Annotated in this window: 14 protein-coding genes and 1 pseudogene; 1 reads left to right on the top strand and 14 read right to left on the bottom strand. The window is 38.1% G+C overall.

Going from position 1 to position 13750, the window contains the following annotated elements; genetic code table 11:
* Window positions 1–274: 274 nt before the first annotated feature.
* The 3 genes and pseudogenes from copZ to deoD form a co-directional block, all read right to left on the bottom strand.
* Window positions 275–481, bottom strand: coding sequence for a copper chaperone CopZ (gene copZ, locus J7E77_RS04035; protein ID WP_088088662.1), 207 nt, complete (start codon window positions 479–481; stop codon window positions 275–277).
* Window positions 482–502: 21 nt separating this feature from the next.
* Window positions 503–2689: pseudogene (locus J7E77_RS04030) on the bottom strand (heavy metal translocating P-type ATPase); the annotation flags it as partial.
* 228 nt (window positions 2690–2917) lie between these two features.
* On the bottom strand, window positions 2918–3622 hold the full coding sequence (gene deoD / locus J7E77_RS04025) for a purine-nucleoside phosphorylase (RefSeq protein ID WP_168244803.1): 705 nt from the start codon (window positions 3620–3622) through the stop codon (window positions 2918–2920).
* 152 nt (window positions 3623–3774) lie between these two features.
* Between deoD and J7E77_RS31070 the strand changes: the two genes are divergently transcribed.
* Window positions 3775–3903: a hypothetical protein gene (locus tag J7E77_RS31070; RefSeq protein ID WP_088088665.1), complete on the top strand. Its 129-nt coding sequence runs from the start codon at window positions 3775–3777 to the stop codon at window positions 3901–3903.
* A 40-nt stretch (window positions 3904–3943) separates the two neighbouring features.
* Here J7E77_RS31070 and J7E77_RS04020 read toward each other — a convergent pair whose 3' ends face one another.
* From J7E77_RS04020 to J7E77_RS03970, 11 genes are all read right to left on the bottom strand, one after another.
* Window positions 3944–4255 carry a YodL domain-containing protein gene (locus J7E77_RS04020; protein ID WP_214712540.1) on the bottom strand — a complete coding sequence of 104 codons (312 nt, stop codon included), beginning with the start codon at window positions 4253–4255 and terminating at the stop codon, window positions 3944–3946.
* Between the two features lie 188 nt (window positions 4256–4443).
* Window positions 4444–5214, bottom strand: a complete 771-nt coding sequence (locus tag J7E77_RS04015; protein ID WP_214712539.1) for a sporulation protein — start codon at window positions 5212–5214, stop codon at window positions 4444–4446.
* A gap of 11 nt (window positions 5215–5225) precedes the next feature.
* The gene (locus tag J7E77_RS04010; protein ID WP_214712537.1) at window positions 5226–6023 is read right to left on the bottom strand and encodes a serine/threonine protein kinase; all 798 of its coding nucleotides are present in this window, start codon (window positions 6021–6023) and stop codon (window positions 5226–5228) included.
* Window positions 6024–6420: 397 nt separating this feature from the next.
* The gene (locus J7E77_RS04005; RefSeq protein ID WP_066256754.1) at window positions 6421–6594 is read right to left on the bottom strand and encodes a YozD family protein; all 174 of its coding nucleotides are present in this window, start codon (window positions 6592–6594) and stop codon (window positions 6421–6423) included.
* A gap of 369 nt (window positions 6595–6963) precedes the next feature.
* Window positions 6964–7659 carry a hypothetical protein gene (locus J7E77_RS04000; RefSeq protein WP_088088670.1) on the bottom strand — a complete coding sequence of 232 codons (696 nt, stop codon included), beginning with the start codon at window positions 7657–7659 and terminating at the stop codon, window positions 6964–6966.
* Window positions 7660–7785: 126 nt separating this feature from the next.
* Window positions 7786–8010, bottom strand: a complete 225-nt coding sequence (locus tag J7E77_RS03995) for a YozE family protein (RefSeq protein ID WP_210427180.1) — start codon at window positions 8008–8010, stop codon at window positions 7786–7788.
* A 138-nt stretch (window positions 8011–8148) separates the two neighbouring features.
* Window positions 8149–8433, bottom strand: coding sequence for a YokU family protein (locus J7E77_RS03990; protein WP_214712535.1), 285 nt, complete (start codon window positions 8431–8433; stop codon window positions 8149–8151).
* A gap of 11 nt (window positions 8434–8444) precedes the next feature.
* Complete coding sequence (gene kamA / locus J7E77_RS03985; RefSeq protein ID WP_214712534.1) at window positions 8445–9884, bottom strand: lysine 2,3-aminomutase; 1440 nt, start codon at window positions 9882–9884, stop codon at window positions 8445–8447.
* A gap of 121 nt (window positions 9885–10005) precedes the next feature.
* On the bottom strand, window positions 10006–11400 hold the full coding sequence (locus tag J7E77_RS03980; RefSeq protein ID WP_214712637.1) for a sigma-54 interaction domain-containing protein: 1395 nt from the start codon (window positions 11398–11400) through the stop codon (window positions 10006–10008).
* Window positions 11401–11466: 66 nt separating this feature from the next.
* Window positions 11467–12321, bottom strand: coding sequence for a putative beta-lysine N-acetyltransferase (ablB, locus tag J7E77_RS03975; protein WP_214712532.1), 855 nt, complete (start codon window positions 12319–12321; stop codon window positions 11467–11469).
* Between the two features lie 142 nt (window positions 12322–12463).
* Window positions 12464–13717, bottom strand: coding sequence for a peptidase (locus J7E77_RS03970; protein WP_214712629.1), 1254 nt, complete (start codon window positions 13715–13717; stop codon window positions 12464–12466).
* Between the last annotated feature and the right edge of the window lie 33 nt (window positions 13718–13750).

Here is a 13750-nt window from a genome sequence, read left to right as displayed (position 1 = left end):
TGATCTGTTCAATTTTCTCGTCTTTCAAATCCTTCACCACTTTCATTAACCATAAAAATAAGAAATGATCCAGCGAAAATTTTCTTATTAGGTGCTCGATGGATTTCCAAATTTTCAAAAGCTATTATCAGATACTTTTAAAAAATAACCCTTAGTGATTAGAATAACATCTTTCGTATAAAATTAACAAAGAAAAGTTAATGAAATTATAATAAGATCACAAATAAATTTTCACAATAAACGGCACCTACCAAATGGTAAGTGCCGTTTATTTTTATCCTACATCATAACCTTGATCTTCGACGGCTTCTTTAAGCTTCCCAACTGAGGCTTTACTTAAATCATGACCAACCATAACCTTGCCATCTTTTAATGAAACATTAACTTCCGTTACACCTTCTAAATTGAGAAGTGCTGTTTTCACTGCCTTTTCACAATGTCCGCATGTCATTCCTGTAACCTGTAATGTTGTTTTCTCCATGAAAATTACCTCACTTTACATTTATATTTTAACTCGCTTCAAACGAAGGGCGTTAGACACTACTGATACTGAACTAAACGCCATGGCTGCACCAGCAACCCAAGGGGCTAACAAGCCAAGTGCCGCAATTGGAATCCCCCCTGAATTATAAACAAGCGCCCAAAAGAGGTTTTGGCGAATATTTTGCATCGTTAATTTACTTAAACCCATTGCCTTTGGAATCAAGGTTAATTCCCCGCCAAGAATCGTTATATCAGCAGCTTCAATCGCTACATCAGTACCCGTACCTATTGCAATCCCTATATCAGCTACGACAAGGGCTGGTGCATCATTTATTCCATCGCCAACCATGGCCACTTTTAGACCTTGCAGCTGTAGTTCTTTGACATGATTGGCCTTTTCCTCGGGAAGGACTTCTGCAATAACATTAGTAATGCCGACTTGATTCGCAATAGCTTTAGCCGTACGTTCATTATCACCAGTTAACATAAACACTTTAATACCTAATTGGTTTAATTGCTGTACCGCCATTTTAGCTGTCTCTTTTACTGTATCGGCAACAGCAACTACACCCATAATAGTGGAATTTATGGCAATAAACATAGCTGTTTTCCCTTCGTTCTCCAATCGGGTTAGGTCTTGGTCTCCCGTAATGCTGGGAATATTTTTTAGAGCCATAAGTTTACTGGTGCCTACAAATATTTCATCATCGCCTATTTTTGCTTCAATTCCATAACCAGGTACTGCCTTAAACCGTTTGACAGGCAGGGTACTTGATCTTTTTTCAACCCCATATTTTACGATTGCTTCGGCAAGTGGATGTTCAGAAGACTTTTCTGCTGAAACGAGGTATTGGAGTACTTTTTTCTCGTCCTGATAGGCTATAAAATCTGTAACTGTAGGATGTCCTTTTGTAATCGTGCCGGTTTTATCAAGGACGATTGCATTAATTTTATGGGCTGCTTCTAAATGCTCTCCACCTTTAAAAAGAATCCCCATTTCAGCTCCTTTACCTGTACCCACCATGATAGATGTTGGAGTGGCTAGTCCTAACGCACATGGACAAGCTATAACAAGAACAGCAATCGCTGTTTCTAATGCGGAAGGGAAATCTCCAGGATTCACAAAAAAGTACCAAATTAAAAAAGTAAACATTGAGATTGCAACCACAACAGGCACAAAATAACCTGAAATTGTATCTGCTACCCGTTGGATTGGGGCTTTGCTGCCTTGGGCTTCTTCGACAATTTTAATTATTCCAGCAAGTGCTGTGTCTTTGCCAATCTTCATTGCTTTTATGGTCAGGGTGCCATTCTTATTGATCGTTGAACCAATGACATTGTCCCCAACAGATTTTTCCACTGGGATTGACTCACCGGTTATCATTGCTTCATCAACAGAAGATTGCCCTAAGGTTACTATTCCATCGACAGGAATTTTTTCCCCTGGCTTAACTAATAAGTAGTCAGAAACTTTCACTTCCTCAATTGGAATTTGAAGCTCCTTACCTTCTCTTAGTACAGTGGCTTCTTTTGCTTGGAGACTTAACAACTTCGATATGGCAAGCGTTGTTTTCCCTTTGGCCATCGTTTCAAATAATTTCCCTAATAGAATTAAAGTAATCAGTACAGCACTTGTTTCAAAATATAGATGTGGCATATAGTTAGTGTTACCAATTGTTTTCAATCCTTCAGCAAAGCTATAAAAATATGCTGCTGATGTTCCTAACGAGACAAGGACATCCATATTAGCACTTTTATTTTTCAGGGCCTTAAAAGCACCCATATAAAACTGACCACCTATATAAAATTGCACAGGCGTTGCCAATAGTAATTGAAACCATGGATTCATCAAAAAATGTGGCATTGGTAAACCAAAATCAACAGGCAAATGGGAAAGCATCGTATATAGAAGCGGTATTGACAGAATTACCGACAGAAGAAATATACGTTTTTTCTGTTTAATTTCCGCATCTTTATGCTGCTGTTTGGTATCCCTTTGAACCTTTTCTGTTGCTTCATAACCAAGATTTTCTATTTTAGTAATAATATCATTACTTGAAACCAGTTCTGTATCGAAAGAAATAGCTGCACTTTCCATTGCCAAATTGACATTTGCCTCAACACTGTCCATTTTATTGAGGACTTTCTCGATTCTCGTTGAACAGGCTGCACAGGTCATTCCAGAAATGTCTAATTTGAGCTGCTCTTTCATTTGGATCACCTCTTTTATATACTATACCCCCGCAGTGTATATTTGGTCAAAGGATTTTTACCGAAAATAATACTAGATTTAATTTAAGCCTAATTTTGAAGTCTTTCGATGATTTTTGTCACAGAGGAGTTTTGTTTTTTATTTATTCTCCTTTTTGGTAGTGAGTTCCTGTTAATTACTAAAATAAAAAGCCTCATCCTATTTGGAAAAGGCTCCTGTTGATTATTCTTTTATCGCTGCTTCTAAAGCTACTTCTATCATATCGTTAAAGGTTAATTGTCTTTCTTCGGCTGTTGTTTCTTCACCTGTTAAGATGTGATCACTAACTGTTAGAACGGAAAGTGCTTTCCGATCAAATTTAGCGGCTAATGTATAAAGGGCGGTGGTCTCCATTTCGATCGCCAGGATTTGATATTTAGCCCATTTTTCAAGTTCAGCGTTATCATTATAGAATGAATCTGCTGTAAAAATATTTCCTACTTTCAAGTTAAGTCCTTTTGCCACCCCTGCATCATATGCCTTACGAAGTAAATCAAAGTTTGCTGTAGGGGCAAAATCGACATGACCAAACGTTAAACGATTCATATTTGAGTCGGTTGAGCTTGTCATTGCCAAAATGACATCACGAACCTTTACATCTTTTTGAATGGCTCCACATGTTCCAACACGAATTAGATTTTGGACATTATAGCTTTGCATAAGTTCATTAATATAAATAGAAATGGAAGGAACACCCATTCCAGTTCCTTGTACAGAAATTCTTTTTCCTTTATACGTCCCAGTAAATCCGAACATATTACGAACTTCGTTGTAACATTTTGCATCATCTAGAAATGTTTCTGCAATATATTTTGCCCGAAGCGGGTCCCCTGGCAGTAATACTGTTTCAGCAATTTCGTTTTCCTTCGCACCAATATGTACACTCATCTATATTCCTCCAATCAATAACTACAGCCGTATTAAAACTGTTTCATTGACAATATATCATATACAATTTCTAATGAGAAACTCTGCAATGAAACAGACATGAATTTATTATTTTGTGGGAAGCTATTTTTAAGATTGGAGGGAGATCATTCATGGGTAAAAAACATCGAAGCCGCACCAATTCACCGAAGAAAAATAATCACATCCCTGCTGAGGCCATTGTGGCTGAACATGAGGCACATGCAAAAGAGCACAATGCAACTGGTGGAAGAAAGCACTGAGCTAAAAAAACCTAAGGAATATTGTCCTTAGGTTTTTAGTTTACAGAAGAACTATTCTGTTAATAGGAAACCAACCACCAGGTTTTAATTGATAATAATGCTGTCCTCCCCTGCCTTCGTCAATTAACACAATATCCCCTGTTGAAAGAAATCTGCCTTGATAATCTGCAGGGATTCTGTCAGTAACATTAAAGCGGCTGAAAGTTTCCTCTAAGCATTGCACTCGGCTATTTGCTGGAATAGTGGTCCGAAAAACCTCTTTATGCCCTTTATTTTCACGGTATTTTGGAGTTTGAAAGATCGTCACATCATATTGTATACATGCTCTTTTTGTTAATACTTTGATCATCATATACCTCCAATTATTAGTATTAATTGCTTATTCTAATAATTAGCGATGGACATTGTCGATTCCTTCTTGAAATTCCCGCTATTTTTGTCGAATTGCACTTTTTTATCCAGCAAAGATGATTTTTATCGAATCAAGCGTTTCAATATACATAAAAACAATAGGACCAAAATGGCCCTATTGTCAGGATTTTATGAATATCGTTGAATTACACTTTGAATTTTTTGTTGTAAATTCGGGATATCTGCATTTGAAACTGACAAGCGTACATTGGTCTCATCTGCACCCATTGCCTCTGAAAACAATCCTGATAGCCCTCTTGCCCGACGGTCCACTTGGAACATGATATCAAGCATGCCATTTCCAGACGGGAAGAAAACTACTTCTAGTTCATCTAATCTGCCACGAAATAAACCTGCAGTAGGTACAAACTCAAATTCTTGAACAAACGGTAAACGTCCCCGTAATCGCCGCGGTGCTTCTTCACAATCGGCTTCTCGAATCTTAAATCCTAAATTATCAATAGCATTAAACACAGCAGACATAAGTGAGTTAGGGACAACTTTTAGATAATCTTTATCGCTTGGGTCCACACCGCCTTTAATATCTAGACCGGTAGTTACCCAAATCTTTGACCTGCCAATGGAAAGCGGCGTATCCAAAGGAAGTTGAAAGGAAAATGGAAGGTCTTTTTTCTCATTTGCACGAATGACAAAAGGAGTAGTTAATCGAAACTTTTCGATCGCAGCAGTGACGGTATACTTTTTGTCATCTGACTCTCTTAAATAGGTGGTATTTAAGGTGAGATAAATCTCATCAACCTGCTGATCGATCTTGCCTCCTTTAATTTCAACTACTCCGTTAACAGTCTCCCCCGGCATATAAGTATCTTTTTCAAGCTTTGTGTCCACTGCTGCTGACCCAATTCCTACGCTGGCAAATACTTTGTTAAAAAATGACATTTTTTCTCCCCCTAGATTAAGTACAAATTTATTATTTCAGCTCTTATTTGGGCACAGTTTTCATATGCTGGTTCAATCTGTAAGAGCTTTCTAATTATGTGTTTGGCCTGATTCGAAATTTCCAATTCCTCTTCCCAGCTTTTTTCCTGTTTGTGTTGTGGAAAAGTAAAATTTGAATACAGCAAAAACAATAGGAAATGTCCCAATCCATAAAAATCCGCTTGGCAGTTAACCTCTTTACGGATATTGTTTTCCTTTGTTGTCTGAACTGCTGTTTCAAGATTAAGATGTCTTCCTAACCCTAAATCAATTAGCCTAATCTTAGCACCATCCGAAATGACATTTGGGATTCGGATATCTCTGTGGATTATTTTATGATTGTGCAGATATTCAATCGGATTTAGTAATTCATAGACGATTTGAAAAGCTTCTTTTTCAGAGACTTTCTTTCCTTCAGCAAAAATAAGCTGTTCAAAGTTCATCCCCTCAATAAATTCCATTGTGTAAAAAGGAATGTTGTTAAAGGTACCACCCTCAAAATATCTTGGAAAACCAGGATGTTCAATCGAACTTAACAGTTCTTTCTCATATTCAAAGTCAATTCGACCTGATTGCGTTAATCTTTTATGGAGTCGCAAGGCTTTTAGAACCTTTTTTTGCTTTGATTCCAGATCATATACCAAGTAACTATGACCGTAACCACCTGCTCCGAGATGTCTAATGACCTTGTATCGATCAGCGATGAGCTTATCATTTGGGAACAGTTGTTCAAATAAATTGGAAAATAGGAATGCAATTCTTTTTATCATGAGAAGGGCACCTTGCTAGCTGCTAAAAAAACTTCTACTTTTATACTTCTTTTTATAATGATGATGTCCTAGGTTGTTGTGCTTATAATGATTTCTTCTCTTCCAGGCATCACTTGAAGAGCTATAATGATGGTGATTGTGAAGCTTACTTTTGAAAATTAATTTAAGGATTTTTTTTAACAATTCTTTCCCCTCCTTAGCTTCGTAAACATTCATACGTTTAGAAAAAATAAAGGTTTCATGATTAGCGAAATTTATTAAATATGATGATCCAATGTACTTTGGCTAAAGGTTTTTTTAACGAGAACAACAAAAAGCGAGCACCGAATGCTCGTCTTCTGTATTAATCTATATTAAAAGGAAAAGACTATTTCCTTCTATTTGATTAATTAATTTTTTATTCATCCTCTTCTTCTTCGTCGATAATACTCTTCTCAATTAAATATTCGAAAGTTATGTCTGCAATTTCCTCTAATTCTTCTTCACTAGGAACGTATCCCCTTTTTACAAGCTCATGAAAGAAAAATTCGGCAATCTCTTCAGTATCAATAAATACTTCAATTTCTCTCATAGCATCGCCCCCTTTTTAGAGAATGTATGATGTACATGGCCTTTTCATGCTATTTACTTTTAGGACCTAACTGAATATCCATTTCCAAAGTGAACGAGGATTTATTAACCCTTTAAATTTCAATAAGAGATAAGTCTTTTTTGGATTGGACAAGCATAGGATGAATGAAAAGAACTTTCCCTGAGGTGATATGATGTTAAATTTACAATTAAAATTAGAGGCATGGATAAATGATGTTAATCGGGAGGATGGCCTCACCCTCCAAACATTTGAGAAGATTCTAGATGTTATGTTTTTTCTTATTAAATGGGCTGGTATCCCGTTTGTTGTTTATTTACTATTTGAAATTTCGAGGTGGTAGCTTCTTTCTTAGACGTGACTCTTGCCATCGTTACTGACAAGACTTTCTAATTTCCTAAGAATCACACGCATTACTTGATAATATTCCTGATCCTGAAACATTTCATATAAAATCCGGTAATCATTAAATATGTCCAATAAGTTGTCAATTAATTCCTTTTTTTCCTTTTTGCGTTCAATTTCTTCGAATTCTGCTTTTCTAATAATGTTCTGGACTTTTGGATTATCGACTGCCTTTTCCTGCTTATTCACTAAGTATAGGAGACCCAGTTTTTGAATAAATGTGTCAGCATTTTCAGCATCTGCAACAAGTGTCAATTCTTCTTCACCAGCTTCAAGCCATTCACCATCACTTACCCTTGATAGCTCATAAATGACATCTTCCCAGGCATCTTCTTTATAGCGCCAAATTTCTGTACGGAAGCCTACAACTTTAAACAAGTCTGCACCATAACCGCTTACTTGAACTAAATCGCCGAAGAAAAAACTATATTCGATGTCAATTTGTTCTTGTTCCATTACAACGCCATCGAATTCTGATAGTAATTGTAAGGCGGATTCAATGAATAATCCGTCACTTTTGTTTACTTCATATACATACTTCCCGTCTAGCCACTTTACATCTGTTACCTTGCCAACTGTTCCATAGATTGTAATCACGACCGTATCACCGATCTTATACTTCGGTTTTTTTCTATTTCCCATTTCCTCCCATCCTCTCAATAATAAGTCGTGAATTTTGATTACAATAGTATATGCGCCGTTTAAATAAAAGCGCATGTGAATTGTAAAATGAAAAAATCGCCTCATTTCTGAGACGATCACATTGTTCTATATTTTGCTTTCAGTAATCAAATATTGCTGCCATGCCTCATCAAAAACGGACATTGATTCTAAGTATTGACCATTCAGTTCTAGATAAGAACTTAACTCATGATAGTCCTCGGAAGTTTTCGGAAAACTATGATCTAAATAGGCATGATTGGCAAAGTCACTAATAGCATCCTTTGGAGCAGGATGCCTATATTTCATTAAAAAATGATAAAATGATTTAATCATATATAAACGCCTTCCTCATCCAGATTCACTCTATATGTATTTCTTATGAAATACTATAACGGATACTAAGGTAAGCGTCCAGCGTTTAGAAATACCATAAAGCATAAAAGCAGCCTACAATTGAGGCTGCTTTTATTATGATGAAAAGTCAAAGTAATTTTTCTTTAATAACCTTGGAACCGCCATTAACTCTTCGAAGCTGACCACTTTTCCAATCAGTTTACAATCAATTAAATACAACTGATTCTCTATTTCTTTTACAATTGGTTCGCTTTGATAAATCATTGCACAATCAGTGCAGGAAAAGGTGGGGGTTTCCGAGATTTCAATCGCTCGCGTCCCATCTGGAAGCTCCCAAAAAACTGAAGTGGTTATTCTTTCTACATTTGTGCTTGAACACCATTCACATACGGTTTCCAATTACACTCCTCCTATTCCTTCAACGTCTCGGCTGATGTTCCATCCGTTTTTGTTTCCTGACTACCTGCTTCTTTTTGAGACAATGCTTTAAATTTCTTATCCTTTAATTCATCCCGTTTGCTGCGCTTATCCTTTAACGTCGTGTGTGCCGGGTCTTGGTAATAATCCTTACGGCGATTTAACCTTGTTAATCCCTCTGGAACAAGGTTAAAGTGTTGATCATTCATAATACCTGAGATTCCTGTAAGAGACCTTTTCGCTTCCATATCAGGGTAAACCTCTTGAAAATAACCCTCTGCCCTTCCAGGCACATAATTTTCTGGCTCTGGGTATGAGGTGATTACGCCTTCAAAATTCCGAAGGACCACTTTCTCTGGACTTTGCGAGATCAAGTAATTCGGCTGAAGGGCAATTTTACCCCCTCCACCTGGTGCATCGACGACAAAGGTCGGTACGGCATAGCCAGAAGTATGTCCGCGAAGCCCCTCGATAATTTCAAGTCCTTTGGAAACAGGTGCCCTGAAATGACCAATCCCTTCAGATAAGTCACATTGATAAATGTAGTAAGGCCGGACGCGAATTTTGACAAGATCATGCATTAGTTTTTTCATGATTGGCACACTGTCATTGAGTCCTGCAAGGATCACAGATTGGTTACCAACTGGAACACCGGCATTGGCAAGCATTTCGCAAGCCCTTTTTGAGTCCTCGGTAATTTCGATCGAAGTATTAAAATGAGTGTTCAGCCAAATTGGATGATATTTTTTCAAGATATTACAAAGGTTTTCGGTAATTCGCTGCGGGAACACAACAGGTGCTCTTGTCCCAATCCGGATAATTTCAACATGATCAATTTCCCTCAGGTTTTTAAGGATATATTCCAAAATATTATCATTAATCAGCAGGCCGTCCCCGCCAGAAATTAATACATCTCTTACCTGAGGGGTTTGCCTGATATATGAAATAGCTGCATCAAGCTGCTTCTTCGGAACACCCATGCCTATTTGCCCTGAAAAACGTCGCCTTGTACAGTAGCGGCAATACATCGAACACTGATTGGTAACAAGAAAGAGGACCCGGTCTGGATAGCGGTGCGTTAACCCAGGGACAGGTGAATCTTCATCCTCATATAATGGGTCCTCCAGATCATATTTAGTTTTATAAATCTCCTTCGAAATAGGCACAGACTGCATTCTGATCGGACAACGTGGATCATCAGGGTTCATTAAGGAAGCATAATATGGTGTAATATTTAAGGGGATGGTTTTTGTAGAAATTCTTACACCCTCCTCTTCATCTGGAGTTAAATGGATCACCTTTTTTAAATCATCTAACGTACGGATCGTATTCGTTAGTTGCCAAAGCCAATCGTTCCACTGCACTGAAGTAACATCTTTCCAAAGTTCTATATCTTTCCAATCCCTTAGTGGTTTATATAAAAATTGTTTCACTGTAAGTTCCTCCCATCTTGCTTCACTAAAATAATATGCAAGATATGTGCCAATGTCATAAAAAGGCTTAGAACTTACTCTTTTAGTTTTTTGCAAAAAAAAAAGCCGAAAACTCGGCAGCTTAGTCTATTATTTTTTTCAGTTTATATTGTAAGGTTTGCCTAGGAATCTCTAAAAGCTTCGCTGCTTGGTTAATGTTCCCTTCAGATAATTCAAGGGCATTCAAAATTAGATCCTTCTCTAATGTTTCAATATTTTTCCTTAATGATAGACTTTCCATTTCTACATTATTAGTTGTGGTTGTGCTTGGAAGATGTCTTAACATGTTTGGTAAATCGTTATACTTCAACTGCTTTTCTTCACACACATTCATCATGTATTCAATCGTATGTTTCAGTTCCCTTACGTTACCAGGCCATGGATAATTCATAAAGAATAGCTCAAGCTTCTTCTCATATCCGCTAATATTTTTATAGAGTTTTTGATTAAATTCCTTGATAAAATGATCTGCTAAAAAAAGAATATCTTCTTTTCTTTCTCTTAAAGGGATGAGCGAAAAGGTAAATACATTTAATCGGTAGTAAAGGTCCGCACGAAGCGTTTGCTCTTGAAGGGCCTTGCTTGGATTGACATTCATGGCTGCAATTACGCGCACATTCACAGAAACACTATGCGAACTTCCCACTCTTCTTACCATTCCATCCTCCAAAACCCGTAATAACTTCGCTTGAAGTTCTATTGGCATCGTATGTAATTCATCAAGGAATAGCGTTCCGCCATCTGCAAATTCAAATAACCCTTTGCGGTCCAATGCCCCCGTATAGCTTCCTTTAGCCGTGCCAAACAGGATACTTTCTAACAGTGTTTCAGGGATGGCAGCACAATTTTGAGCAATAAACGGTTCAGATGAGCGAAGGGATTCATGATGCACTCCTTGAACAAATAATTCTTTCCCTGTTCCAGACTCGCCGTAGACGAGAATAGGGGAATCCGATTTCGCCAGTTTCTTAGCCTCATTTTTGATGCTCTGAAAGGGTGGATTAACCGTCAATAGATCGTTTAATGTATAGTTTACTTGCCTGTTTACCTTCTTTTTACTGCTTTTCTTTAAACCCTTTTGTAAATCTAATAGTCGTTCAGCAAGTAGTTTCATTCGGGAATAATCTTTCGCTATTTCAACCGCGCCAATAATTTCTTCCCCGAGAAAGATTGGCAGGGTTGTATTGATGGTATCAATTCTTGTCCCATGCAAATTCATATAAACCTGTGTTTGGTTGTAGATCGGCTTTCCCGTTTTAACTACTTTTAGCAAAGTACTGGACTCTTCCGTTAGGGAGGGAAATGCGTCAATTAAATGCTTTCCCTGCACTTCCTTCATTTCCATCCCATCGTGCTTTGCTGCCACTTCATTATAAAAAATTGTCTTTCCCTCAGTATTGACCACATGAATTCCTTCATCAATCCCTTTTAGTATGGCTGTCAGAACTTCTTGCGTTAAAGCGGTTAACTGAACCATTTGATTCACCTGCCCATCCTTCCAATTTAACAAGGTGCCGAAAAATTGGCACGGTAAGCCGAAATTTTAGCAGTTTGCCAGATTCTTTACCCACATATTCATATTTTCAAGCTTGTCATAGATAAAGCAATTATTCATCAGCCTGCCCCGATACGAATATCCCAGCTGAAATAAAACAGCATTCATCCCAAAGGATAACGATCTAGCAATCGAATAGGCACAAAAGATTCCCTTCCTTTTCAACTCACCTTCAAGTTCCTGAAGAATAATTTTCATAAGCCCATATTTCCGATGTTCAGATAATGTTGCACAATCCGTTAATTCTGCATTTTTATAAAAAGAATTCACTTCGGCTGAAGCTGCACTGACTATTTTTCCTTGAAGGAAAAAAGCGTAATAGATGGTCCCATCCTTGATGGTCTTTTTTATATATTCCGGTTTATGCAAAGGGGTTGGGTAAATTTGAAACACTTGCCTGTATAGTACCGCAAGTTCCACAGCACTGCTCTCGTCGACCTTTCGTAATTCATATTCCTTTGGTGGATATCCTTTCTGAATGGACGTATCTAATTGATATATACTATTGACCATCCCGTCTTCGGTCACCCAATGATCATTTTTCTTCCGGTCTGGCGTGTAATACTTTGAAAAAAAATGGGCATCTGAGCCAAGAAAATAGCGATCAACAACAGCCTCTGGCTGAAGACCCTTTTCCAAGAAACTAAGAAAGTCTTCACTTCTGACTTTGACAATTAACTTTTCAGCCTTGTGCTTTGCTGCGAGCTCTTCCGCTCGCTCAATTAGCAATTTTGTATTTCCACGATAATCATCCACACGAATACGTTTATTAAATGGATCAAGATATATTTCAAGGAAATAGCCGTTTTCCTCTAGAAAAATAGTGGATGCCGTTTGATTCATCGAGTTCACCCCATCGGTAAATGATAATTTCTCTAGCATTCTCAAAAAAATGTCTGGCCTAGATTAGCCAGACATTCCCACTAGGTCGGTATAAATCAATTATAGCAATTCTTTTGATCAATAAATGGAAAAAATCTGATGTCTACTCTGCCGCCTCACACCATTTTAATAAAGTAAGGGCAATAATCTCACTTGCGATAAACATATCTTCGAGAACAATATGCTCATTGGCGTCATGTGCTGTTTCTGTTATCCCAGGTCCGAAAATGACCACGGGAGTATTACCAATATTAGAAAGGATACCGCCGTCTGTTCCCCAAGGGCTTGCCTCGATGATAGGACTACTACCCTTTACTTCTATAAAACTCTTTGTCAATTCATTCATTAATGGATGGTCATTTTCAAGACTTCCTGGCAGCCACCTGCCGCCAAACCATTCTATCTTAAGAGGATTTTCCCTGAGCCACTCATCATTTTCACTTATTTCTCTCAAGCAAGCTTCCATTTCAAGTTGTGCTGATTGAATCGTTTCTTCCGGAGAAACTCCCATTCTCCCCTCAATAGTTGCGGTGTCAGGCACCGAAGAAGGCCATTCGCCGCTTGAAAGCTTTCCGATATTAATTGGAATAGGAATGGGGATTTTTTCAAAGAGAGGGTCAGTAATCCTAGCATTTCTATCGTTCTCTAACTGTTGTAATCTTTGAATGACTACTAGTGCTTTTTCAATTGCGCTTACACCTTTATACCTGGTTCCTCCATGGGCTGCTCTGCCTTTTACGGTAATTCTGAACCACATTGAGCCCTGCTGCTTCGGGAATATCTTCAAATTGGTCGGTTCTGGAATAATTGCCCCATCCGCATGGTAACCTCTAAGAACGGCTGCTAGGGTACCAGCTCCGCCGCTTTCTTCTTCAATGACACTTTGAAAAATAACATCCCCTTTTAGTTTAATACCATTTGCAATTAAGGACTCAATCGCCATTATCAGGGCAGCATTCCCACCCTTCATATCCGTCGCGCCTCTTCCATAAAGCTTGCCACACTCAATAGTCCCGCTAAATGGGTCATGTTTCCAGCTTAATTCATCCCCAACTGGGACCACGTCAATATGACCATTTAAAATCATCGATTTGCCGCCGCCTGTACCTTTTAACACAGCTACTAGGTTAGGATTCCCGCCGAAGTTCTGACGGTCACAACAATAAGCAGAGTGGGATTTTAATTCATCACCACCGATTTCCCAAATATCGAGTGTTAATCCTAACTGTCTGCATTTTTCAATTATAATCGCCTGGGTACTACTTTCGTTTCCCCGAGTGCTGTTTTCTCGGACGAGAATTTGTAAAAGTCTTGCCCCTCGCGCTCGATTCTCTTTTATCCATTGTTTTATGCGCATTTCATTATTGTCCAAACAATTCACTCCTTTTAG

Source organism: Bacillus sp. ISL-77, assembly GCF_018613105.1.
This window is presented reverse-complemented; position numbering and strand designations above follow the sequence as displayed.

Excerpts from the sequence above, each read along its gene's own strand:
- copZ (WP_088088662.1), bottom strand. The coding sequence starts at position 481 with ATGGAGAAAACAACATTACAGGTTACAGGAATGACATGCGGACATTGT.
- deoD (WP_168244803.1), bottom strand. The coding sequence starts at position 3,622 with ATGAGTGTACATATTGGTGCGAAGGAAAACGAAATTGCTGAAACAGTA.
- J7E77_RS31070 (WP_088088665.1), top strand. The coding sequence starts at position 3,775 with ATGGGTAAAAAACATCGAAGCCGCACCAATTCACCGAAGAAAAATAAT.
- J7E77_RS04020 (WP_214712540.1), bottom strand. The coding sequence starts at position 4,255 with ATGATGATCAAAGTATTAACAAAAAGAGCATGTATACAATATGATGTG.
- J7E77_RS04015 (WP_214712539.1), bottom strand. The coding sequence starts at position 5,214 with ATGTCATTTTTTAACAAAGTATTTGCCAGCGTAGGAATTGGGTCAGCA.
- J7E77_RS04010 (WP_214712537.1), bottom strand. The coding sequence starts at position 6,023 with ATGATAAAAAGAATTGCATTCCTATTTTCCAATTTATTTGAACAACTG.
- J7E77_RS04005 (WP_066256754.1), bottom strand. The coding sequence starts at position 6,594 with ATGAGAGAAATTGAAGTATTTATTGATACTGAAGAGATTGCCGAATTT.
- J7E77_RS04000 (WP_088088670.1), bottom strand. The coding sequence starts at position 7,659 with ATGGGAAATAGAAAAAAACCGAAGTATAAGATCGGTGATACGGTCGTG.
- J7E77_RS03980 (WP_214712637.1), bottom strand. The coding sequence starts at position 11,400 with ATGGTTCAGTTAACCGCTTTAACGCAAGAAGTTCTGACAGCCATACTA.
- ablB (WP_214712532.1), bottom strand. The coding sequence starts at position 12,321 with ATGAATCAAACGGCATCCACTATTTTTCTAGAGGAAAACGGCTATTTC.
- J7E77_RS03970 (WP_214712629.1), bottom strand. The coding sequence starts at position 13,717 with ATGCGCATAAAACAATGGATAAAAGAGAATCGAGCGCGAGGGGCAAGA.